General features: G+C 73.9%; 17 protein-coding genes. 8 read left to right on the top strand and 9 right to left on the bottom strand.

What is annotated here, in order from left to right:
* Positions 1–6: 6 nt before the first annotated feature.
* Both proB and ACIBMZ_RS01895 read left to right on the top strand, forming a co-directional pair.
* Positions 7–1,164 (top strand): glutamate 5-kinase, encoded by a 1,158-nt coding sequence (proB, locus tag ACIBMZ_RS01900; RefSeq protein WP_396690163.1) that lies wholly within the window; start codon positions 7–9, stop codon positions 1,162–1,164.
* 77 nt (positions 1,165–1,241) lie between these two features.
* Complete coding sequence (locus ACIBMZ_RS01895; protein ID WP_396690161.1) at positions 1,242–2,486, top strand: glutamate-5-semialdehyde dehydrogenase; 1,245 nt, start codon at positions 1,242–1,244, stop codon at positions 2,484–2,486.
* Positions 2,487–2,548: 62 nt separating this feature from the next.
* On the opposite strand, the gene ACIBMZ_RS01890 is transcribed toward ACIBMZ_RS01895, so the two are convergent.
* The 6 genes from ACIBMZ_RS01890 to ACIBMZ_RS01865 form a co-directional block, all read right to left on the bottom strand.
* Positions 2,549–3,421 (bottom strand): prenyltransferase/squalene oxidase repeat-containing protein, encoded by an 873-nt coding sequence (locus ACIBMZ_RS01890; protein WP_396690960.1) that lies wholly within the window; start codon positions 3,419–3,421, stop codon positions 2,549–2,551.
* Positions 3,422–3,523: 102 nt separating this feature from the next.
* A complete protein-coding gene (gene moeZ, locus ACIBMZ_RS01885; protein WP_396690159.1) occupies positions 3,524–4,747 on the bottom strand; it encodes an adenylyltransferase/sulfurtransferase MoeZ in 1,224 nt (407 codons plus the stop codon).
* Between the two features lie 92 nt (positions 4,748–4,839).
* Complete coding sequence (locus ACIBMZ_RS01880) at positions 4,840–5,658, bottom strand: DUF3152 domain-containing protein (protein WP_396690158.1); 819 nt, start codon at positions 5,656–5,658, stop codon at positions 4,840–4,842.
* 60 nt (positions 5,659–5,718) lie between these two features.
* On the bottom strand, positions 5,719–6,627 hold the full coding sequence (locus ACIBMZ_RS01875; protein WP_396690157.1) for a DUF3152 domain-containing protein: 909 nt from the start codon (positions 6,625–6,627) through the stop codon (positions 5,719–5,721).
* Between the two features lie 18 nt (positions 6,628–6,645).
* Positions 6,646–7,608, bottom strand: a complete 963-nt coding sequence (locus ACIBMZ_RS01870; RefSeq protein WP_396690156.1) for an alpha/beta fold hydrolase — start codon at positions 7,606–7,608, stop codon at positions 6,646–6,648.
* A 23-nt stretch (positions 7,609–7,631) separates the two neighbouring features.
* Positions 7,632–10,508 carry a hypothetical protein gene (locus tag ACIBMZ_RS01865; protein WP_396690154.1) on the bottom strand — a complete coding sequence of 959 codons (2,877 nt, stop codon included), beginning with the start codon at positions 10,506–10,508 and terminating at the stop codon, positions 7,632–7,634.
* A 145-nt stretch (positions 10,509–10,653) separates the two neighbouring features.
* Between ACIBMZ_RS01865 and ACIBMZ_RS01860 the strand changes: the two genes are divergently transcribed.
* Both ACIBMZ_RS01860 and ACIBMZ_RS01855 read left to right on the top strand, forming a co-directional pair.
* Positions 10,654–11,292 (top strand): TetR/AcrR family transcriptional regulator, encoded by a 639-nt coding sequence (locus tag ACIBMZ_RS01860; RefSeq protein WP_350692955.1) that lies wholly within the window; start codon positions 10,654–10,656, stop codon positions 11,290–11,292.
* Between the two features lie 63 nt (positions 11,293–11,355).
* Positions 11,356–11,586: a DUF3107 domain-containing protein gene (locus ACIBMZ_RS01855; RefSeq protein ID WP_131056703.1), complete on the top strand. Its 231-nt coding sequence runs from the start codon at positions 11,356–11,358 to the stop codon at positions 11,584–11,586.
* A gap of 3 nt (positions 11,587–11,589) precedes the next feature.
* Here ACIBMZ_RS01855 and ACIBMZ_RS01850 read toward each other — a convergent pair whose 3' ends face one another.
* Positions 11,590–12,243, bottom strand: a complete 654-nt coding sequence (locus ACIBMZ_RS01850; RefSeq protein ID WP_396690152.1) for a ferritin-like fold-containing protein — start codon at positions 12,241–12,243, stop codon at positions 11,590–11,592.
* Positions 12,244–12,600: 357 nt separating this feature from the next.
* Between ACIBMZ_RS01850 and ACIBMZ_RS01845 the strand changes: the two genes are divergently transcribed.
* The 3 genes from ACIBMZ_RS01845 (at position 12,601) to ACIBMZ_RS01835 (ending at position 16,265) form a co-directional block, all read left to right on the top strand.
* Positions 12,601–14,325: a DEAD/DEAH box helicase gene (locus ACIBMZ_RS01845; RefSeq protein ID WP_396690150.1), complete on the top strand. Its 1,725-nt coding sequence runs from the start codon at positions 12,601–12,603 to the stop codon at positions 14,323–14,325.
* A 250-nt stretch (positions 14,326–14,575) separates the two neighbouring features.
* Positions 14,576–15,730, top strand: coding sequence for a class I SAM-dependent methyltransferase (locus ACIBMZ_RS01840; RefSeq protein ID WP_396690148.1), 1,155 nt, complete (start codon positions 14,576–14,578; stop codon positions 15,728–15,730).
* Positions 15,731–15,848: 118 nt separating this feature from the next.
* A complete protein-coding gene (locus tag ACIBMZ_RS01835; protein ID WP_396690146.1) occupies positions 15,849–16,265 on the top strand; it encodes a helix-turn-helix domain-containing protein in 417 nt (138 codons plus the stop codon).
* 1 nt (position 16,266) lies between these two features.
* Here the strand turns inward: ACIBMZ_RS01835 and ACIBMZ_RS01830 are convergent, their stop codons facing one another.
* Together ACIBMZ_RS01830 and ACIBMZ_RS01825 are read right to left on the bottom strand one after the other, a co-directional pair.
* Positions 16,267–17,268, bottom strand: a complete 1,002-nt coding sequence (locus ACIBMZ_RS01830) for a hypothetical protein (RefSeq protein WP_396690144.1) — start codon at positions 17,266–17,268, stop codon at positions 16,267–16,269.
* A 132-nt stretch (positions 17,269–17,400) separates the two neighbouring features.
* Complete coding sequence (locus ACIBMZ_RS01825) at positions 17,401–19,560, bottom strand: DEAD/DEAH box helicase (RefSeq protein WP_396690142.1); 2,160 nt, start codon at positions 19,558–19,560, stop codon at positions 17,401–17,403.
* Between the two features lie 209 nt (positions 19,561–19,769).
* Between ACIBMZ_RS01825 and ACIBMZ_RS01820 the strand changes: the two genes are divergently transcribed.
* Entirely contained in the window at positions 19,770–20,558 is a 789-nt protein-coding gene (locus tag ACIBMZ_RS01820) for a hypothetical protein (RefSeq protein ID WP_396690141.1), read from the top strand.
* The last annotated feature ends 33 nt before the right edge of the window (positions 20,559–20,591 follow it).

Here is a 20,591-nt window from a genome sequence, read left to right as displayed (position 1 = left end):
CAGACTATGGGAAGGCCGCCGGGCCACACCGCGCCGACCACGCAGAATAGGCGGGTGCGTGACACGGTGAGGGCGGCCCGGCGGGTCGTGGTCAAGATCGGTTCCTCCTCGTTGACCACCGCCACGGGCGGTCTGGACGACGGGCGGGTGGACGCGTTGGTCGACGCCCTCGGATCCCGGACGGCCGACGGACGTGAGGTCGTGCTGGTCTCCTCCGGCGCGATCGCCGCCGGCCTGGCCCCGCTCGGGCTCTCCCGGCGACCACGTGACCTGGCCACCCAGCAGGCCGCCGCGAGCGTCGGCCAGGGCCTGCTGATCGGGCGGTACGCCGCCGCCTTCGCCCGGCACGGCCGGACCGTCGGGCAGGTGCTGCTCACCGTCGACGACGTGACCCGCCGGGCGCACTACCGCAACGCGTACCGCACCCTGCGCAAGCTGTTGGACCTGCGGGCGGTGCCGATCGTCAACGAGAACGACACGGTCGCCACCGAGGAGATCCGTTTCGGCGACAACGACCGGCTGGCCGCGCTGGTGGCCGCGCTCGTCGACGCCGATCTGCTGGTGCTCCTCTCCGACGTCGACGCGCTCTGGACCGGCAACCCGGCGCGTCCCGGCGCCCGCCGGATCGCCGAGGTACGCGACGAGTCGGACCTCGCCGGAGTCGACATCGGCGGTGCCGGGCGGGCCGGTGTCGGAACCGGTGGCATGGTGACCAAGGTCGAGGCGGCCCGGATCGCCACCGGATTCGGCATCCCGGTGGTGCTGACCTCCGCACCGCAGGCGGTCGCGGCGCTGGCCGGTGAGCCGGTCGGCACGTTCTTCCACCCCAGCGTCAGCCGCCCGGCCGCGCGGCTGTTCTGGCTGGCGCACGCCACCGCACCCCGGGGACGGCTGCACCTCGACCCGGGCGCGGTCGCCGCGGTGGTGGGCCGCCGCAAGTCGCTGCTGCCGGCCGGGATCACCGCCGTGGACGGAGCCTTCACCGCCGGTGACCCGGTCGACCTGGTCGACACCTCCGGCGCACCGGTCGCCCGGGGACTGGTCAACTACGACGCGGTCGAACTGCCCGGCCTGCTCGGCCGGTCCACCTCGGACCTGGCCGCGGCGCTCGGTCCGGCGTACGAACGGGAGGTCGTCCACCGCGACGACCTGGTGCTGCTGTGAGCTATCGAAAGCAGGGGACCCCTCCTATACACGAGGCGTTAGCAGGGGGCCCTTCCTTACATCCAAGGAGCGTGGGTATGAGCGTGAGCGAGCAGGCCCGACGGGCGCGTACGGCGGCGGAGGCGCTGGCCGTGGCGACGCGTACGGCCAAGGACGCGGCGCTGCACGCGATGGCCGACGCGCTGGTGGCGCGTACGCCGGAGATCCTCACCGCGAACGAGGCGGACCTGGCGGCCGGACGGGAGGCCGGACTGAGCGCGGCCGTGCTGGACCGGCTCGCCCTCGACGAGTCCCGGGTGGCCGGCATCGCCGACGCGCTGCGCCAGATGGCCGGGCTGCCCGACCCGGTGGGTGAGGTGGTCCGTGGCTCGACCCTGCCCAACGGGTTGGAGTTGCGGCAGATCCGGGTGCCGTTCGGCGTGGTCGGGATCATCTACGAGGCCCGGCCGAACGTGACCGTGGACGCCGCCGGCATCTGCCTGAAGTCGGGCAACGCGGCGTTGCTGCGCGGTTCCTCGTCCGCCGCGCACTCGAACGCGGCGCTGGTGGCGGTGTTGCGCGACGCCATCGACGGTGCCGGGCTGCCCGCCGACACGGTGCAGTTGCTCGACGCCGCCTCGCGCGACTCGGTCAAGGAGCTGATGCGGGCCCGGGGGCTGGTGGACGTGCTGATCCCGCGCGGCGGCGCGTCGCTGATCCGCACCGTGGTCGAGGAGTCGACGGTGCCGGTGATCGAGACCGGGGTGGGCAACTGCCACGTCTACGTGGACGCCGCCGCCGACCCCGTCAAGGCCGTGTCGATCACGCTGAACGCGAAGACGCAGCGACTGTCCACCTGCAACACCGCTGAGTCGCTGCTGGTGCACCGGGACGTGGCGGACGCCGTACTGCCCCCGATGCTGGCGGCGTTCGCCGAGGCCGGGGTGACGGTGCACGGCGACGCCCGGACGGCGGCGTACTCCGACGCGGTCATCGCCGCGACCGACGAGGACTTCGCCACCGAGTACCTCTCGGCCGACATCGCGGTGGCCGTGGTCGACTCGCTCGACGCGGCGGTGGCACACATCCGCCGGTACGGCAGCGGCCACACCGAGGCGATCGTCACCGACTCGCAGTCGGCCGCCCGCGAGTTCGTGGCCCGGGTGGACTCGGCGGCCGTGATGGTCAACGCGTCGACCCGGTTCACCGACGGCGGCGAGTTCGGCTTCGGCGCCGAGATCGGCATCTCCACCCAGAAGCTGCACGCCCGTGGCCCGATGGGTCTGCCGGAGCTGACCAGCACCAAGTACGTGGTCACCGGGGACGGTCACCTGCGGAGCTGACGGCGGCCGGAGGTCATGCCCGGCACGGCCGGCGGCACCAGTACGGCCAGCGCCCGGCCGGTTCAGCGGAAGGCGCGGATCACCGCCAGGGTGGCGTGTACGTCGAACTGGTGCCCGTCGTCGCTGCTCCAGCCGCCGTCGCTGCGTTGCGTCTCGGTGAGCCGGCGACGGGCCGCCACCATGGTCCACTCCTGTTCGTCGACCTCGACCCGGCGCAGGGTCGCGGCGAGCCAGGCGGCGTCGGCCGGGGACGCCTCCGGCATCCGCTCGGCGAGCACCGCCTTGATCCGCGCCGACTCGTAGAAGAGTTGCTGCCGGTGCAGGACCGCCGCGCTCAGCCAACCGGCGGCCAGGAAGGACGGCCAACTGCCGTCGGGGCGCAACTGCGCGGCGAGCGCCTGCCCGGCGGCGTGCACCACCCCGGCGTACGCGCCGCCGACCCGGTGGTCCAGCGGCCCGGCGGCCCGCGCGTCCAGGCCGGCGACGGTGAGCCAGAAGGCGGCGTTGGCGGTCAGGTAGAGCCGTGCCTCCGGGCTGCCCGGCCGGGCCCACTCCGGGGCGGTCTCGGCCAGCGTCGGGTCCTCCTCCCAGCAGCCGTCGCGCTGTTGACCGGCGGCGAGCCAGTCGAGGGCGCGACGGGCGGCCGGACGACCCAGCGCACCGAGGTCGTCCAGTTCGGCCAGCCGGAAGCAGGTCGCGTCGACCGAGGCGACCGGGTCCCCCCAGGAGGCGGGCCAACCACCGCCCGGGGTCTGGCCGACCTCGGCACTGTCCAGGGTCTCCGGTGGCGGCGGCGCGCCGGTGCGCAGCCAGGAGAGGCGGGCACGTTCGACCGTGTCCCCGTGTGCCACCACGAACCCGATCGCGGCGTCGATGTCGACCACGGCGGTCACGCTACCGGCGGAAACATGATCCCGCCTCGGTACAACGGGCAGGTGGGACCGGCCGTCAGCGGGTGGCGTGACGGGCCGCCGGCCGGGTTGTCAGCAGGGGTCCCCTGCTATGCCTGAGGCGTTAGCAGGGGACCCCTCCTTACATCAGTACGCGGGCAGCGAGGGATCGATCTGCTTGATCCAGGAGAGCACGCCGCCCTGCACGTGCACGGCGTCCCGGAAGCCGGCCGCCTTCACCGCGGCGAGCGCCTCGGCGGAGCGGACCCCGGACTTGCAGTGCAGCACGATCTGCCGGTCCTGCGGGAGCTTGGACAGCGCCTCGCCGGAGAGGAACTCCCCCTTCGGGATCAGCGTCGCGCCGGGGATGCGGACGATCTCGTACTCCGCCGGCTCGCGCACGTCGACCAGGAAGATGTCCTTGCCGGCGTCCTGCCACTCCTTGAGCTCGGCGGCGGTGATCGTCGCGTCGACGGTCGCCTCCTGCGCCTCCTCGGAGACCGCGCCGCAGAAGTCCTCGTAGTCCTCCATCAGGTCGGTCAGGGTGGCGTTCTCGCCGCAGAGCACGCAGTTCGGGTCCTTGCGGACCTTGATCTTGCGGTAGCTCATCTCCAGGGCGTCGTAGACCATCAGCCGGCCGACCAGCGGCTCACCGATGCCGGCGAGCAGCTTGATCGCCTCGTTGACCTGGATCGAGCCGATCGAGGCGCAGAGCACGCCGAGCACGCCACCCTCGGCGCAGGAGGGGACCATGCCGGGCGGCGGGGGCTCCGGGTAGAGGCAGCGGTAGCAGGGGCCGTGCTCGGCCCAGAACACCGACGCCTGGCCGTCGAACCGGTAGATCGACCCCCAGACGTACGGCTTGCCGAGCAGCACCGCCGCGTCGTTGACCATGTACCGGGTGGCGAAGTTGTCCGTCCCGTCCACGATCAGGTCGTACTGGGCGAAGATGTCCCGGACGTTGTCCCGGTCCAGCGCGGTGTTGTGGATCTCGACGTTGACCAGCGGGTTGATCTCGCGGATGCTCGCGGCGGCGGACTCGGCCTTGGACCGGCCGATGTCGGAGACCCCGTGGATGATCTGCCGTTGCAGGTTCGACTCGTCGACGGTGTCGAAGTCGATGATGCCGAGCGTGCCGACACCGGCGGCGGCCAGGTACATCAGCGCGGGCGAGCCCAGGCCACCGGCGCCCACACAGAGCACCCGGGCGTTCTTCAGCCGCTTCTGCCCGGTGACTCCCACGTCGGGGATGATCAGGTGACGGGAGTAGCGGCGGATCTCGTCAACGGTCAGCTCGGCGGCAGGCTCGACGAGCGGGGGCAACGACACGGTGGACTCCCCGGGGATCGATGTGGCGGTCAACCGAGCCATTGTTGCTCGCCGGCCCGCCCGCCGACCATGAGCAGCGACACGTCGCCCGGCATGCGGGAGCGGGAATATCCCGCCTCGGGTGACGGCCGCGGTCAGGTCACCGGGTCGCCGACGTACCGCACACCCTCCAGGTACGGCCAGGCGTACGCCAGACAGCCGTCCAGGCCGTACGTCTGCTGCTGCATCACGGGTGCCGGTCGGCCCGCGCCGGGGCACGTCTGGTGCCCCTCCCCGAACTCGTGGCCCACCTCGTGGTTGATCACGTAGGCCCGGTACACCGCCAGCGGCGCCCCGTAGTCGGGTACCGCCTCGGACCAACGTGCCAGGTTGATGATCACCTTGCCGGGCAGCCGGCACGAGGTGTAGCCCTCGGTGCTCAACCCACCGGCCGCGCACATCGCCTCGGAGGTGTCCGGGGTGGCCAGGTAGACGGTGAAGTCGGTGTACTCCGGGTCGTCGATCCGGCGCACCCGCAGCTCACCCGAGCCGATCCAGCTCCGCGGATCGCCGAGCACCGCGTCGACCTCGGCGGCGAAGGCGTCCGGGTCCTGGCCGGTGCCCTGCTCGACGGCCACCCGGTAGTGCACGACCGGGCCGTCCAGACCGCGCACCGGGGACTCCCCGGTGGCCGCCGCGAAACTGCCCGCGCCCGCCGTCGGGTACGCCGGTCCCGGTGAGGTCGCCGCCTCGTACGCCCGTCCGGCCGGTGCCGCGCCGGTGGAGCGCTCCTCGGCCGGTGCGATCCGCAGCACGACGGTGGCCGCCAGGGCCAGCGCCACGGAGAGGGTCACGACCAGTCGACGGCGACGGCGACGTGCCGCCGGCTGGTGCCCCGGCAGCGGACCCTCCGGCCGGGGGTCCGGCGGACGGTCCGGCAGGCCGGAGCGGCCGTTCAGGGGCGAAGACGGCATGACATCATGGTCGCACCCTAATCGGGCATATCAGAGCATTACCGTACGGTTGGTTCGCCTCTACAGCGGCGGACCGGCGTACCGCTTCCCGTCCAGGTAGGGCCACGGATTGGCCACGCACCCCTTGAGGAAGAGCGTCTGCTGCATCATCACCGGGGCCGGTTCACCCCGCCCCGGACAGCGCTCGTGCCGATGACCCAACTCGTGCCCGACCTCGTGGTTGAGCACGTACGTGCGGTAGACCGAGAGCGGCACCTCGGCCTCGACGTAGTGCGGCACCGACTGCCGCCACCGGTCCAGGTTGATGATCACCTTCCCGGGGGCACGGCACGAGGTGTACGGGCGGCCACCGACCCGGATGTCGACCCCACCGGCGGCACACATCCGTCCCGCCGTGGTGGCCGTCGCCAGGTAGACGGTGAAGTCGTAGCGGGACGCGGGCGCCACCTGCCGCAACCGCAGCCGCCCGCTGTCCACCCAGCTCCCCGGACCGGCCAGCGCCGCACGGACCGCCAGGCCGAACTCGCCCGGGTCCACGCCCGCGCCGGACTCCACCGCCACCCGGTACCGCCGGGCGGCACCGGCGGTACCCAGCACCGGCCCGGTCCGGTCGTCGTCGACGAAGCGGCCCGGCCCGGCCGACGGCACCGGCCCGGACTCCTGCAACACCGGCTCAGGCGAAGAAACGGCCGACGGCGACACCGGTGCCGACTCGGGCAAGGGAACGGCCGACGGCGACACCGAGGGCGGCACCACCGGCGGGGAGGTCACCGCCGCCACCTCCTCGGCGGAGCCGGCCGAGGGCCGGTTCATACCGCTCACCAGCGCCGCACCGGCACCGATCGCCACCACCAGCACGGCCGACCGGCGCACCACGGCGCGGATCGACGTGGTGGCCGCGACGGGCTCCGGTGACCGGCTGTGCCGACCGGTGGGGCGCGACCGTCGACGACCACCAGGACTGCGCATTCGCGTCATCCTGCCAGGTCAGGGCTCCCGGGCGCAGTCCGTCGACTCGGTCAGAAGCCCGACTACGGCCCGCGCCACCACGCGCGGCACCTCCAACTGTGCGACGTGACCGACACCGTCGAGCATCAGCAACCGGCTGTCCGGGATCATCCGCGCGGTCTGCGGTGCCACACGTACGTCGACCAGCCGGTCCTGCCGACCGCCCACGACCAGCGTGCGGGCCCGCACCGACCGGGCCATCGCCCACAACGACCCCGACCCCGGCAGGTACGACCGCAGGAAGCTGGAGACGATCCCCCGGAACGTCCGCACGTACGCGGCGGCGTAGTGGGTCGCCTCGTACCGCACCCGGATCTCCTCCACCGCCTCCTGCCTGCGCTGTTCGGAGATCCGGCTGAGATCGGCCACGCACGCCTCCATCGTCTGCTGCGCCATCACCTCCGGCGCGAACTGGGCCAGCCGCCAGGCGGCCAGCCGCTCGGCGCGGGGGATCGCCAGCAGCGGCAGCATCCGGCCCTGCAACGAGCGGCGGAAGTCGAGGAACGGCAGGGCCGGCGACACCAGGGTCAGCGTCCGCACCAGATCCGGCCGCAGCGCGGCCACCCGGACCGAGATCGCCCCGCCCAGCGAGTTGCCGAACAGGTGCACCGGGCCCCGGTCGGAGTGCTCGATCCAGCGGATCACCCGGTCCGCGAAGGCGGGCACGGTGTAGCGCAGACCCGGCTCGCTGCGCCCGAACCCCGGCAGGTCGATCGCCTGGCCGTCGAGGCGGTCGGCGAGCAGGCCGGCCAGGTCGGTCCAGTTCTGCGCGGACCCGCCCAGGCCGTGCACGTACAGCGCCGGCTCCGCGTCCGGGCCGGTGGCCGGTGTCTCCCGGACGTAGGTCACCGTGCCGTCCAGCCGTACCTGCCGTCCCGGCCAGGGCGGCGGCATGGAGGGGGCGGGCAACAACCGATCGGGCCAGAGGGTGGCAGGCTTCACCACTCCAGTCTGCCCCGAACGGATCAGGCCAGCAGAGCCTCCAGCCGCCGGTTGACCGCGGCCAGGCTGGCGCGGACCACCGCCTGCCGGGGATCACCGGCCACCAGCGCCGACCCGGCCAACTGCTCGACCCATCCGTCGCAGACCAGCAACACCACGACGGTGGCCACCTCGCAGTTGCCGAACGGCACCACCGCGGCGTGCTCCACGAAACAGCGTCCCCGCTCGGCGGTGGGGTCGGCACTGCGCAGCAGCTCGTCGATGGCCGCCGCGGCGGCCACCGCGCAGAGCCGCAGCACGTACCCGTCGACGGCCGGGCCGGTGGCGTACCCGGCGGCGCTCTGGTCCCCGGCGAGCAGGCGTACCTCGACGGTCGCGTCGAGACCGAACGTGCTGACCTGGACGTGGTCGAGCACCACGCGGGGACCGGGTACCCCACCGGTGTCCAGCGGTCGGGACGGCGCGGACTCGGTGGTGGTGAGCTGCCCGCCCGAGTAGGAGGCACCGAGCGTCGCCGGGCTACCGGTCGGGCCGGGCTCCTCGACGACGGCCCGTCCCCTCGGCGGGGCGGGCGTCGGGCGTCGACGGCGGGCGGGCTCCGGCTCGACGCGGGCCGGTGGCGTCTCCGTCCGGGCTGTCGCCGGGCGGGCCGGTGGGGCCTCCGTCCGGGCTCCGGCCGGACGGACCACCGGGCGTCGGGGCTCGGCGGACGGACGCGACTCGCCGCCGTCGCGGGGCTCGGTGGACCGACGGCGCACCGGCGCGGTCGGTGGAGCCGGCGCCCCGCTCGGCGCGGCGGCCAGCCCCATCCGTTCCTGGAGCAGGCGGGCGACGTGCCGGCTCACCTCCGCCGGGTCGGCACCGTCGGACAGGTCCAGACGCAGGCTGTGGGCACCGGCCGGGGTACGTCGCAGGGCCGCGTCGCGTACTCCCTCCACGCCCCGCACCGCGTCGAGGATCGCGTTGACGTCGAAGCCCTCGGGCCGCTCGCGCAGTGGTGCCGGTTCGTCGTCGCGACGCAGATGGGTGGCGATCCTGGCGAGTTCCGGGGTTTCGGCGGGTGGGTCCACGGCTGGCGGCTCCGGCACGACGGGCACGTCCGGCTCGGCGGGGACGCGCTGCGGCAACACCGCCGAGGTGCGCTCCGGCGACCGGTCGCCGGGTGTTTCGGGCTCGGCCGCGGATCGGCGGGCCGCGTAGGGGGCAGCGCTCGTCGGGACGGGCGCGGACGGGGTGCGTTCACGGTGCGTGGGCACGTCCGACGCCCGCGCGCCGGTCGTCGGCTCGGTCGGGGCCGGGGTGGCGGGCGGACAGGGCGAGGCGGGCGACGGAGCGGTCGGCCCCGGATCGCTGGGCACCGGTCGGAGCCGGAACGGCCGGTAGGCCGGGCCGCCGCCGGAGGCGCTCGTGGCCTCGGTGGCCGGCGGCTTCGGCGGCTCGGGCGGAGTCGTCTCGCGAGGTCCGGCCGGTGTGGCGGCCGGTGGCGCGCTGGCCGGGCCGAGCGCCCAGGGCAGTCGGTCGTCGGCGGGCGGCGGCCCGCCGACACGCGCCCCCCACGGCAGGCCCTCGTCGGTACGCGCCCCCCAGGGCAGGCCCTCCTCGGTGCGCGCACCCCACGGCAGGCTCTCGTCGGCCGGTGCGGCGCTCACCGGACGGGCTCGCCGGGAGGCGTGCTCGTCGGCGGGCACACCGCTGACCGGCGAGGCCGACCAGGCAGGCCGCTCGTCGGCGGGCGCACCGCTGACCGGTGACGTCGACCAGGCAGGCCGCTCGTCGGCCGCCCACGAGGGCCGGTCCCGCGTCGGCGGTACGGCAGTCGGGCCGGGTTCCCGGGCCGGTCGCTCGTCGACCGGTGGCGCGCTGGTCGGCGCGGCGGCCCACGAGGGCCGACCGGTGGACTCCGGCGGTTCGGCCGGGGTACGCGGCCCGCTGGCCTCCGGCCGGGTCGGCTCGTACGGCCGGGGGCGCTCGACCGGTACCGGCTGGTAGGGGCGGGTCGGCTCGACCCGGACCGGCTCGTACGGCCGACTCGGTTCGCTGGACCAGCTCTGCCCCGAGGTCTCCCGCCCGCGTCGGTCGCTCTCGTCCTCGCCGCGTGCCCAGGACGGCGCCCAGTCGCTCGGCGGGCCGGACCGGGCCCAGCTCGGACGCTCGTCATCGGCCGGATCGGCGTCCGCCGCCCAGCCGCCGCGCCGGCCGGTGCCCGGCGGTGGCCAACCGACCTGGTCGTCGTCGTATCCGTGGCCGCCGGACGGCCCGGGGGCGTCGGTGGGGTGGGACGGACCGGCCGACTCGGTCGGATACGGCTCGTCCCAGCCGTGCGACCGGCCCCCGGCGGACGGGTCGTCCCCGGCCCGCTCGGCGGCGGGCGCGTGCAGGCCGGGCGGCATCTCGAAACCGGAGGCGGCGGTGCCGACGGGCGGCACCTGGACGGCCGGCGGCGCCGAGGTGGGCAGGCCGGAGGTCGAGGTCACCGGTTGCTCACCGGCGGGGGTGGGACGCGGTGCCGGCACCACCAGCCGGTCGTGGCCGACGTCACGGCCGCTCTCACGTAGGCCGGGTGGGGCGCTGACCGGGGTGTACCGACCGGCCGGCGACTCGTCCTCGGGGTGCACGCCGTTGACGTGGTGTCCGTTCGTGCGCGTCGCGCGTTCCGGCTCGGGCTGGTCACCGGCGGGAGCCGGCAGGTCGGCGTAGCGTGGTGAGGCGGTCGCCCAACCGGAGGGCGGCTCGGGGCGACGGCGGGTCGCGTCGAGGTCGCGGGGACCTTCCGCCCCCCACGACCAGTCGGCCGCCGACGGTGCCCACCCGTTGCCGGAACGGGCCAGGTCATCCCGCTGACCCGTCCCGTCGCCGTGCTCTCCCGGGGTGGCGGCACCGGGTTGCCCTGCTTCACTCACCGCGCGCTCCTTGGTCGCCCCCGCTGAGGCTACCGTGTGGCGACAGTGGCGATAAGTTACAGCGGCGGGCCAATTCCGCACGGGGCCATGGCGGCCTTGGGCGGTTCGGGCGAAATGCGGCCCGTCTACAGACTCGGAGGTTCCCATGACCGCTGTGGGGAACGGCGCCCAGACCACCGGCAGGCCGACCCGCCTGCCCCGTTCGGCACGCCGCAAGCAGCTACTCGCCGCTGCTCAGGAGGTATTCGTCGCGCAGGGCTACCACGCCGCGGCCATGGACGACATCGCCGAGCGGGCCGGGGTCTCCAAGCCCGTGTTGTACCAGCACTTCCCCGGCAAGATGGAGCTGTACCTCGCCCTGCTCGACACGCACTGTGACGCAATCGTCGCCAAGGTGCACGACGCGATGGCGAGCACCGCCGACAACAAGGAGCGGGTCAGCGCGTCGGTACGGGCGTACTTCGACTTCGTGGACCACGAGAGCGAGGCGTTCCGCCTGGTCTTCGAGTCGGACCTGCGCAACGACCCGGCCGTGCGCCAGCGCGTGGAGCGGGTCGAGCAGGGCTGCATCGCGGCGATCACCGACACCATCATCTCGGACACCGGGGTCAGTCGGGCGCACGCGGAACTGCTCGCCTCCGGCCTGGTCGGGGCCGCCGAGACCGCAGCACAGTTCTGGCTGGCCCGCGGGCGGCAGGTGCCCAAGGCCGAGGCGGAGGCGTTGGTCGCCGCGCTGTCCTGGCGGGGCATCGCCAGCTTCCCGCTGCAAGGTGAGTCAGCCTGAACTCGCACCTTGTGATCGGATAGCCTTCGCACGGCGACCATTTCGCCCGACGGAGGAGGCACAGTGGAGGTCAAGATCGGGGTGCAGTACGCACCGCGCGAGCTGGTCCTGGAGAGCGCGCAGTCGCCGGCCGAGATCGAGCAGATCGTGACCGACGCGATGGCCAGGAACGAGGGCGGCACGCTCTCCCTGACCGACGAGAAGGGCCGGCGGGTCATCGTGCCGGTCAGCAAGGTCGCTTACGTCGAGATCGCCGAGGCGTCCCCTCGGGCGGTGGGCTTCACCGTCCGCTGACGATCAGTTGTTGAGGCCGGCGGCGGCCATCCGCGCGGTGTGCGCGGCGGTCAGCCGCCGGAACAATCCGGGCACGTCCGTCCGCCCGTCCGCGACGATCAGGGCGGTGAACGCCCCCTGGTCGGCGGCGACCACCCGGCCCGCCTGGGACAACGCCTCACCGACCAGCCGCCGGGCCCACATCGACAGCCGTCCCGCGACCTTCGGATCCGCCGCGAGGGCGTGCCGGATCTCGGCGGCGGCGAACTCCGCGTACCGCGACTCGTGCAGCACGTCCAGGACCAGTTGCCGGTCCGGCTCCCGCAGCGCCTCGGCGATCTCGCGGAGGAAGTCGTCGGTGATCCCGTCCCCCACGTACGCCTTGGTGACCGCCTCGGCCCAGTCCCGGGGCTCGGTGGAGTCGTGGTATCCCTGCAACGGTTCGACGTAGGCCGCCATCGCCTCCTCGACCGGTACGCCGAGCACCGCCAGCCGGTCGGCCAGCCGCCGGTAGTTGGTGATCTCGGCGGCGGCCATCTCGCCCAACGCGGCACGACGGCGCAGATCCGGGGCGAAACGGGCATCGGCCGCCAGACGTTCGAAGGCGAGCAGTTCACCGAGGGCCACCAGACCGAGCAGATCGGCGACGGCGTGGTCGGGCGCGGCGGGGGCGGACACCCGCGCAGGCTACCGCTCACCGTTCCGCCCCGGAGTGCCCGACGAGGCACCGTGGCGCGCGTCGACCACCCATATCCACCCCACGCGTGTGATACGGCTCACACATCGGCTCTCCCGGTGGCTCTTGCCGGATTGGAATCGGGACGGCTTCACCGCCGTTCAGGTAACATGGACTAGTTGCCGTAGGCGCCGATCCCGACCGGATTCAGATCCAACCCGGTCGAAGTCCGACCCACGGCGCGCGTGCGGCCCGGTCCGCTCGGCACTTCTGCCGCCGACCGTGTGGCCCGCGCCAAAACCGAACGCGCCCTGAGGACATGACGGGGCGCACCCACGAGAGGGCACCCCCAAATCCACATGAGTGAGCCGATTCAAGACCTCACAGACGGCCAGGAACTGGCCCCGACCGCCCCGGTCCGACCGGAGGCACCGACCTTCGCCGAACTGGGCGCACGCGCCGAGACGGTGGACGCGCTGGCCGCGGCCGGCATCACCCGCGCCTTCGCCATCCAGGAGTACGCGCTGCCGATCGCGCTGCGCGGCGCCGACCTGATCGGGCAGGCCCCGACCGGCACCGGCAAGACCCTCGGCTTCGGCGTCCCGCTGCTGGAGCGGGTCTTCGCACCGAACGAGGGCAGCGACGGCGTGCCGCAGGCACTCGTCGTCGTACCCACCCGTGAACTGGGCATCCAGGTAGCCAAGGACATCGCCGCCGCCGGCCGCACCCGGGGCGTCCGGGTGCTTCCGATCTACGGCGGCGTCGCGTACGAGCCGCAGGTCGACGCGCTGCGCAAGGGCGTGGAGATCCTCGTCGGCACGCCCGGCCGCCTGCTCGACCTGGCCAAGCAGAAGCACCTGCGCCTGCACGGCGTACGCGCGCTGGTGCTGGACGAGGCCGACCGGATGCTCGACCTGGGCTTCCTCGACGACGTCGAGCGGATCCTGGCGATGCTCCCGGAGGACCGGCAGACCATGCTGTTCTCCGCCACCATGCCGGACCCGATCGTGACGCTGTCCCGCCGGTTCCTGCGGCACCCGATCACGATCCACGCCGGGCACACCGCCGAGACCGGTCCGTCCCCGCAGACCGAGCAGTTGGTCTACCGCACCCACTCGATGAACAAGATCGAGATCGTCGCCCGGATCCTCCAGGCCGAGAGCCGTGGCCTCACGATGATCTTCACGCGGACGAAGCGGGCCGCCGACCGGGTCGCCGAGGACCTGGACTTCCGTGGCTTCGCGGTCGCGGCCGTGCACGGCGACCTCGGGCAGGGCGCCCGTGAGCGGGCCCTGCGGGCGTTCCGCGCCGGCAAGATCGACACTCTGGTCGCCACCGACGTCGCGGCCCGGGGCATCGACGTCAGCGGCGTGACGCACGTGATCAACTACGACTGCCCCGAGGACCAGGACACCTACACGCACCGCATCGGCCGGACCGGCCGGGCCGGAGCGACCGGTGTGGCGGTCACGTTCGTCGACTGGGACGACATGCCCCGCTGGCGGATCATCGACAAGACGCTCGGGCTGGACATGCCCGAGCCGCAGGAGACGTACCACACCTCCCCGCACCTCTACACCGACCTGCACATCTCGACCGAGGTGACCGGCACCCTGCCGACCGCCGAGCGGACCCGCGCCGGGTTGGCCGCCGAGGTCGAGGAGGACCTGGGTGGCGGTCGCTCCCGCCGGGGCGGCGAGCCGCGCGGCGCCGGACGGCGCCAGGGTCGCGGTCGCGGCGAAGGCGGTGGACGCGGTGAGGGCCGAGGTCGCGGCGAGGGCCGTGGCCGCGCCGAGAGCGGTCGTGGGCAGGGCGACGACGCCGGACCGGAGTCCGCCGAGTCCAGCGCGGAGCTGTCCGACGAGGCCGGCGCAGGCACCCGCACGCCGCGCCGCCGTCGGCGCCGTCGGGCCGGCGAGGTCATCGCCGGTGTCGACTCGACCAACCCGGCCGAGACGGGCACCCCCGCCGAGGCCGCCACCGGCACCGAGGGCAGCGCCGAGGCGTCCCGCCCGCGCCGCCGACGCCGCCGCCGGGCCACCGCCTCCGCCAGCGGTGGACCGGCCGAGGCGAGCACCGACTGATCCCGTTCCGCCCGTCGGGCGGAGCACAGCGAGACACGCAACGACATCGCGCCGACGACCTGCCCGGTCGTCGGCGCGCTGCGTCAGCACCCGCCGCCCCGCACGCACAGCGCCACCGCCCGCCCGGAACGCCCAGCATCGCCCGTCCGGTCGCCGTCGCCCCGGTCCCCTGCACCCGCTGCCGGGTGCCCGGCGTCACCGACGGCCCGCCGCTGTCGGCGTACCCCTGCACGGCATGGAAGATGGAGCGATGCCCGAACCGTTGGACTCCGCCCTGGCCGAGGTCCGCTCGATGCTGCTGGATCCCGCGCTGACCCGGGCGGTGGCCGCCGGTCGCCGACGCGGCCAGCGGCCCTCCGTGGTCCGGGCCGAGCTGCGGCCGGTCGCGCTCAAGGCCGGCCCGAGGTTGCAGATCTCCACCTCCGACGGCGAGCGGCCGTACACCCGCAACGTGGCCTCCGGGCCGGAGGCGGACGCGGCGGTCGAGGCGCTGCTGGCCGAGCCGTTCGGCAACTGGCACGTGGAGACCACCGGGGCCACGCTGCAACTGCGGGTCACCAAGTCGGGTGAGGCGCAGGTGCACCGCAGTGCCGGCACCCGCCCGGCCGCCGCGCCGACCGGGCACGACCGGGCCAAGGAGTACCTGCTCGACCCGGGTGACCCGCTCTTCGCCGAGATCGGCGGCTCGGCGGCCAAGCGTCGTCAGGTGGACGCGTTCCTGCGGGCGCTGGCGGCGACGCTGCCCGACACGCCGGGTCCGCTGCGCGTGGTGGACCTGGGCTGCGGCAACGCGTACCTGAGCTTCGCCGCGTACCGCTATCTGTCCGGGCTCGGGTGGGACGTCGACCTGATCGGCGTCGACGTCCGCGACGACCAGCGCCAGCGCAACACCGCGCTGGCGCAGCGGCTCGGCTGGGCCGAACGGGTCCGCTTCGTGGCCGGCACCATCGCCGACGCGGTCGTCGAGCCGGCACCGGACCTGGTCCTCGCCCTGCACGCCTGCGACACCGCCACCGACGAGGCGCTGGCCCGCGCGGTGCGCTGGGGAGCCCGGTGGGTACTGGCCGCGCCCTGCTGCCACCACGACATCGCCGCACAGCTCCGCACCCGCCCGGCACCCACGCCCTACGAGCTGCTGACCCGGCAGGGGATCCTCCGGGAACGCCTCGCGGACGTCCTCACCGACGCGCTGCGGGCCGGGCTGTTGCGGCTGCACGGCTACCGGGCCGAGGTGGTCGAGTTCGTCGACTCGGCGCACACCCCGCGCAACCTGCTGATCCGGGCACGACGCACCGATGCCGGGCCGACCGACGCCCAGCGCGCGGAGTACCAGGAGCTGGTGGCGCAGTGGCGGGTCTCACCACGACTGGAGACGCTGCTCGCGCCGCCGCCCGAGAAGCGTTGACCCGACTCGTCTCCGCCGTCTCTGTCGTCTGGTCGATCAGTCAGTTGTTTCCGCACCTTCGCGTACTAGTCTCGAAGAACGCACCGTCGGGTGCCGGTCGGGAGGGCATACCCACCGGATGGGTTCGGCAGAGGTCTCGCCGCAGATGGCGTTCGCGCGCTTCGTGCGCCGTGCCATCGACGACGCCCGGGAGGAACGCGGCTGGACGGTCACCGACCTGGCCGGGCACACCGGCGTCGGTCGGTCCACCGTCTTCCGCTGGCTGGCCGGTGACTGGCAGGACTACCCCGAGTTGGCGAAGGTACGCGGCTTCTGCGCCGCGCTGGACCTGCCGGTGGCGGCGGCCTTCCGGGCGCTCGGCCTGCCCGACGCCGGCCCCGGGCCGTGGCGGCGCGGCGACGAGGGTCCGGTCGAGGCCGACGTCCGGGTGATCCTGCAACGGCTGGCCGATCCGAGCGTCCCGGCCGAGGAGAAACACCACATCCGTGACCTGCTGCGCTACCTCGCCCGCCGACCGATCCGCCGGGCCGGCTGAGCTAGCCCACCGTCACCGTGAACTCGGCGGTGCGGACCTCCCCGCCGGTCGCGAAGTCCAGATAGAGGCGGTAGCGCCCCGGACCCGGCGTGGTCAGCCAGAACCGGATCGTGCCGTCGACCAGCTCCGTCTCGGGGTGCACGTGCAGGTACCCGAGGTCGCCCTCGCGCAACGCGACGAGGTGCCCGTACGCGCCGAGGTACCGCTCCAGCTCCGGGGCGGTGCCGTCCGCACCGCCGACCCGGAAACTCAGTGGCACCGTCAGCCCGGGTTCGGGGTCGCCCTGGTACCCGACGGTCCACCCGTCGACCGTGTCGGTGGTGGCCGGGGCGGGCAGGTCCCGGGGCTGGTACGTGCCCGGGGCGACCAGGTCCACACCGAGCGTGGTGGCGGTCTGCCGCCCGTCGTCGGCGAGCGCGGTGAAGTCGGCGTACGCCCGCCAGAGGCCGGGCTGCGCCAGGGTGAGCGGCACCGACCAGGTGCCGTCCGGCGTCATGGTCGGGTGCAGGTGCTGGAAGCCGCTCAGGTCGCGGCGCACCACGATGACGTGCATCGGCTTGTCGTGCACGACCGCGAACCGGGTGACCGTACGCCGTTGCCCGTCCTCGATCCGGAACCGCAGCTCACCTTGGCGCCCGGCGGTGAACTCGGCGGACAGCGGGGCGAGCGTGTAGCCGTCCCGGCTGATCGCCAGCCCGCCGGCCTCGGCGGCGGCGTCCTGGTCGGCGCCGTGCGAGTGCGCGCCGACGCCGGGTGCGTGGCTGTGGTCGGCCAGCGCGCTGTCCCCCGCGCCGCCGAGGGCCGTCGCCGGACCGCCGCCGTTGAGCCGGCCGAGCCCGAAGCCGAGCAGCACCGCCAGCACCAGCCCGCCGACCACCAGGGCCAGCCGCAGCGTGGCCCGGTCCGGCGTCGCGGAGACCGCGTCCGGGTCGCCGCCCGCCGTCGGTCGCTCGGCGACCCGCACCGACCCGAACGCGGGAGCGTCGGGTTCCTGGTCAGCCATGCGCCCACCGTACCGCCGGGTGCTCCGGTGCCCCGGCGGGTCCGCCCGGTCGTGGCTCCGGTCGCACCCGCAGACCGGTCCCGGTCGGGCTCGGCACGTGGGCGGAGGTGTCCGCCGACCGTGTGCAGAGCGTCAGCCCGCCACCGCCAGGGCCAGCGGCAGGACGTCGGGGGCACCGGCGCGGCGCAGTTCCCGGGCCGCCATCGTCATCGTCCAACCCGAGTCGACCAGGTCGTCGACGAGCAGCACCGGGCCGTCCAGCCCGGCGAGGGCGTCGGGGAGCGGCTCGGGCACGGTGAGGGTGCCGTGCAGGGTGCGTACCCGCTGGGCGCTGTTGCCACGCGGCCCGGCCGGCGGACCCGCCGAGACGACCCGGCCCAGCAGCGGCAGCCGCCCGACGGCGGCGATCCGCTCGGCCAGCGACCCGACCAGCAGCGGGTGGGTCCGTGAGTCGACCGCGACCACGCCCGCCGGGCGGCGGGGCCACGGGTCGTCGCCGTGCGCCCACGCCTTGAGCACCTCGATGACGGCGGCGGCCAGGTCGTCCGGGAGCGGGCCGTCCGACGTGCCCGCTCCGACCAGACCGCGTAGGCGAGAACCCCAGCCGAGATCGGAGAGCCGACCCACGGCCCGTCCGGGAAGCGCCTGCTCCGTCGGGGCGATCCGGCCCTTCAGCGGTACGCCGACCGCCTCCAGCCCGGTCGGCCAGAGCTTCTTGGGCGCGAGCGGCACGCCGGGGCGGCCCAGGAACGTCTGCGCGGTGGTCAGCGCGGCCGGTGACACCTCCGCCGTGAACAGCGGCTCGGCGCACCGGTCGCAGCGTCCACACTCGGTCGCCTCCGCGTCGTCCAGGCAGTCGCGGAGGTATCGCATCCGGCAGTCGGTCGTCGTGGCGTACCCGAGCATCGCCTGTTGCTCGTCGGCGCGGGCGGCGGCGACGCGCCGCAACCGGGGCTCGTCGTAGACCCAGGGTTCGCCGGTGGCGAGCCAACCACCACGCACCCGGCGGACGGCGCCGTCCACGTCGAGCACCTTGAGCATCAGCTCCAGCCGGGCCCGGCGCAGGTCGACCAGGGGCTCCAGGGCCTGGGTGGAGAGCGGCCGGTCGGTGTGCAGGGCGGCCAGCACCGCGCGGACCTGCTCCTCGGGCGGGAAGGCGAGCGACGCGAAGTATCGCCAGATGGCCTGGTCCTCGGTGCCGGGCAGCAGCAGCACCTCGGCGTGCTCGACCGCTCGGCCGGCACGCCCGACCTGCTGGTAGTAGGCGATCGGCGACGGCGGCGCGCCCAGGTGCACCACGAAGCCGAGGTCGGGTTTGTCGAAGCCCATGCCGAGCGCGCTGGTGGCGACCAACGCCTTGATCTTGTTGTCGAGCAGGTCCTGCTCGGCGGCGCGACGGTCGGCGTCCTCGGCCTGCCCGGTGTACGCGGCCACCGTCCAGCCCCGCGACCGCAGGAACTCGGCGGTCTCGGTCGCCGACGCCACGGTCAGCGTGTAGACGATGCCGGAGCCGGGCAGCCGGTCCAGGTGGTCGGCGAGCCAGCCGAGCCGGTGCGCCGGGCTCGGCAGGTCGAGTACGGCCAACCGCAGCGACTCCCGGTCCAGGCTGCCGCGCAGCACGAGCACGTCCGGACGCTGCTGACCCGGCGTGGCCGTCTCCGTGCCGAGCTGCTCGGCCACGTCCCGCGTCACCCGCTCGTTGGCGGTGGCGGTGGTGGCCAGCACCGGCGTCTGCTCGGGCAGGCTGCCGAGGAAGGTCCGCAGCCGGCGGTAGTCCGGCCGGAAGTCGTGCCCCCAGTCCGACACGCAGTGCGCCTCGTCGACCACCAGCAGGCCGGTGGTGGCGGCCAGCCTCGGCAGTACGCCGTCCCGGAAGTCCGGGTTGTTGAGCCGCTCCGGGCTGATCAGCAGCACGTCCACCGCACCGGCGTGGATCTCGCCGGTGATCTCGTCCCACTCGTCCAGGTTGGCCGAGTTGATGGTGCGCGCCCGGATACCCGCGCGGGCCGCCGCCTCGACCTGGTTACGCATCAACGCCAGCAGCGGCGACACGATCACGGTGGGCCCGGCCGGTTCCCGGCCGTCCACCTGTTGCCGCAGCAGCGCGGTGGCCACGAAGTAGACCGCCGACTTGCCCCAACCGGTGCGCTGCACGCAGAGCACCCGTCGCCGGTCCACCACCAGCGCCTCGATCGCCCGCCACTGGTCCTCCCGGAGCCGGGCGTCCTCGCCCGCCAGCCGCCGCAGCACCGCCTCGGCCCGCTGCCGGATCGCCGTCCGTTCCTGGCTCATCCGGCCTTTCTACCAGCACCGTCAGACGATCGCCCGGTGCGGTGACCGGTGGGCGGCGCGATGGCGGGAGTGGGCGGCGCGATGGCCGGACGGTTGGTGCGGTGCGCGCTGGCCGTGTGGGGGGCGGGCTGGGCGGGCGACGTGGTGGTGTACGGCGGTGCCGGGGCGCCTGGCATACGATTCCGTTCGATCCGCGGAAGAGAGACGAGATGACTCAGCGAACCGGCACCACCGCCACGACCCGGCGCTTCGCGGTCGCGGCGATCGCCCTGCTGACCGCGACCCTGGTGGCCGGCTGTGACGACAAGGCCACCCCGGAGGCGGCACCGCCGCCACCCGACCCCAAGCAGGAACTGCTGGCGGCCGTACCCGGTGAGCAGGATCCGGCGTTCCGCTTCACCACCTCGGGCGGGGTGTCCGGAGTGGTCGACCCGACGAATCGGGGCATGGACATCGACACGGTCACCAAGGACAAGGACTTCACCCTGGAGATGTCCTTCCGCATGATCGAGTCGCGCACCTGGATGAAGGTCAACTTCAAGGGCTCGAAGGACATCCAGGAGTTGATGAAACTGCCCACCACGTGGATGGAGCTGGACCCGGCCAAGATCGAGGGACCGGACTCCCTGCCCACCTACGAGGGCACCGACCCCGGCAACGTCGAGGTGATCATCCAGGCGGCCAGCGACATCCAGGCCGGTGAGGGTGGGACGTACACCGGCACGGTGGACCTGTCCGCCCAGCCGGACCTGGCAGACGTCCTGGACGGCGTGGCCAAGCTCGGCGACACCGCCACCCAGGTCCCGCTCACCGCCGTGGTGGGCGCGGACGGCAACCTCACCTCGCTCACCCTGGATATCCCGGCCGCCGGGGAGCAGAAGGCATCGGAGTACGTGGTCGAGTACTTCGACTTCGGCACCGCCCCCGCGATCGTCGCGTTCACCGAGGACGAGGCGAAGAAGGCACCCAAGGCGGCGTACGACCTGCTCAACGGCTGATCGGCCCGGGGCGGCCCGGCTCCGTGCCGCATC

The sequence above is a fragment of the Micromonospora sp. NPDC049900 genome, assembly GCF_044461025.1.
Classification (GTDB): domain Bacteria; phylum Actinomycetota; class Actinomycetes; order Mycobacteriales; family Micromonosporaceae; genus Micromonospora.
Note: the sequence above shows the minus strand (reverse complement) of the source record. Positions and strands in the feature narration are given on the sequence as shown.

What these genes read in the sequence shown, in the direction of transcription:
- ACIBMZ_RS01820 (WP_396690141.1), top strand. Translation starts at nt 19,770, where the DNA reads ATGACTCAGCGAACCGGCACCACCGCCACGACCCGGCGCTTCGCGGTC.
- ACIBMZ_RS01895 (WP_396690161.1), top strand. Translation starts at nt 1,242, where the DNA reads ATGAGCGTGAGCGAGCAGGCCCGACGGGCGCGTACGGCGGCGGAGGCG.
- ACIBMZ_RS01825 (WP_396690142.1), bottom strand. Translation starts at nt 19,560, where the DNA reads ATGAGCCAGGAACGGACGGCGATCCGGCAGCGGGCCGAGGCGGTGCTG.
- moeZ (WP_396690159.1), bottom strand. Translation starts at nt 4,747, where the DNA reads ATGGCTCGGTTGACCGCCACATCGATCCCCGGGGAGTCCACCGTGTCG.
- ACIBMZ_RS01840 (WP_396690148.1), top strand. Translation starts at nt 14,576, where the DNA reads ATGCCCGAACCGTTGGACTCCGCCCTGGCCGAGGTCCGCTCGATGCTG.
- ACIBMZ_RS01830 (WP_396690144.1), bottom strand. Translation starts at nt 17,268, where the DNA reads ATGGCTGACCAGGAACCCGACGCTCCCGCGTTCGGGTCGGTGCGGGTC.
- ACIBMZ_RS01860 (WP_350692955.1), top strand. Translation starts at nt 10,654, where the DNA reads ATGACCGCTGTGGGGAACGGCGCCCAGACCACCGGCAGGCCGACCCGC.
- ACIBMZ_RS01835 (WP_396690146.1), top strand. Translation starts at nt 15,849, where the DNA reads ATGGGTTCGGCAGAGGTCTCGCCGCAGATGGCGTTCGCGCGCTTCGTG.
- proB (WP_396690163.1), top strand. Translation starts at nt 7, where the DNA reads ATGGGAAGGCCGCCGGGCCACACCGCGCCGACCACGCAGAATAGGCGG.
- ACIBMZ_RS01875 (WP_396690157.1), bottom strand. Translation starts at nt 6,627, where the DNA reads ATGCGCAGTCCTGGTGGTCGTCGACGGTCGCGCCCCACCGGTCGGCAC.
- ACIBMZ_RS01880 (WP_396690158.1), bottom strand. Translation starts at nt 5,658, where the DNA reads ATGCCGTCTTCGCCCCTGAACGGCCGCTCCGGCCTGCCGGACCGTCCG.
- ACIBMZ_RS01845 (WP_396690150.1), top strand. Translation starts at nt 12,601, where the DNA reads ATGAGTGAGCCGATTCAAGACCTCACAGACGGCCAGGAACTGGCCCCG.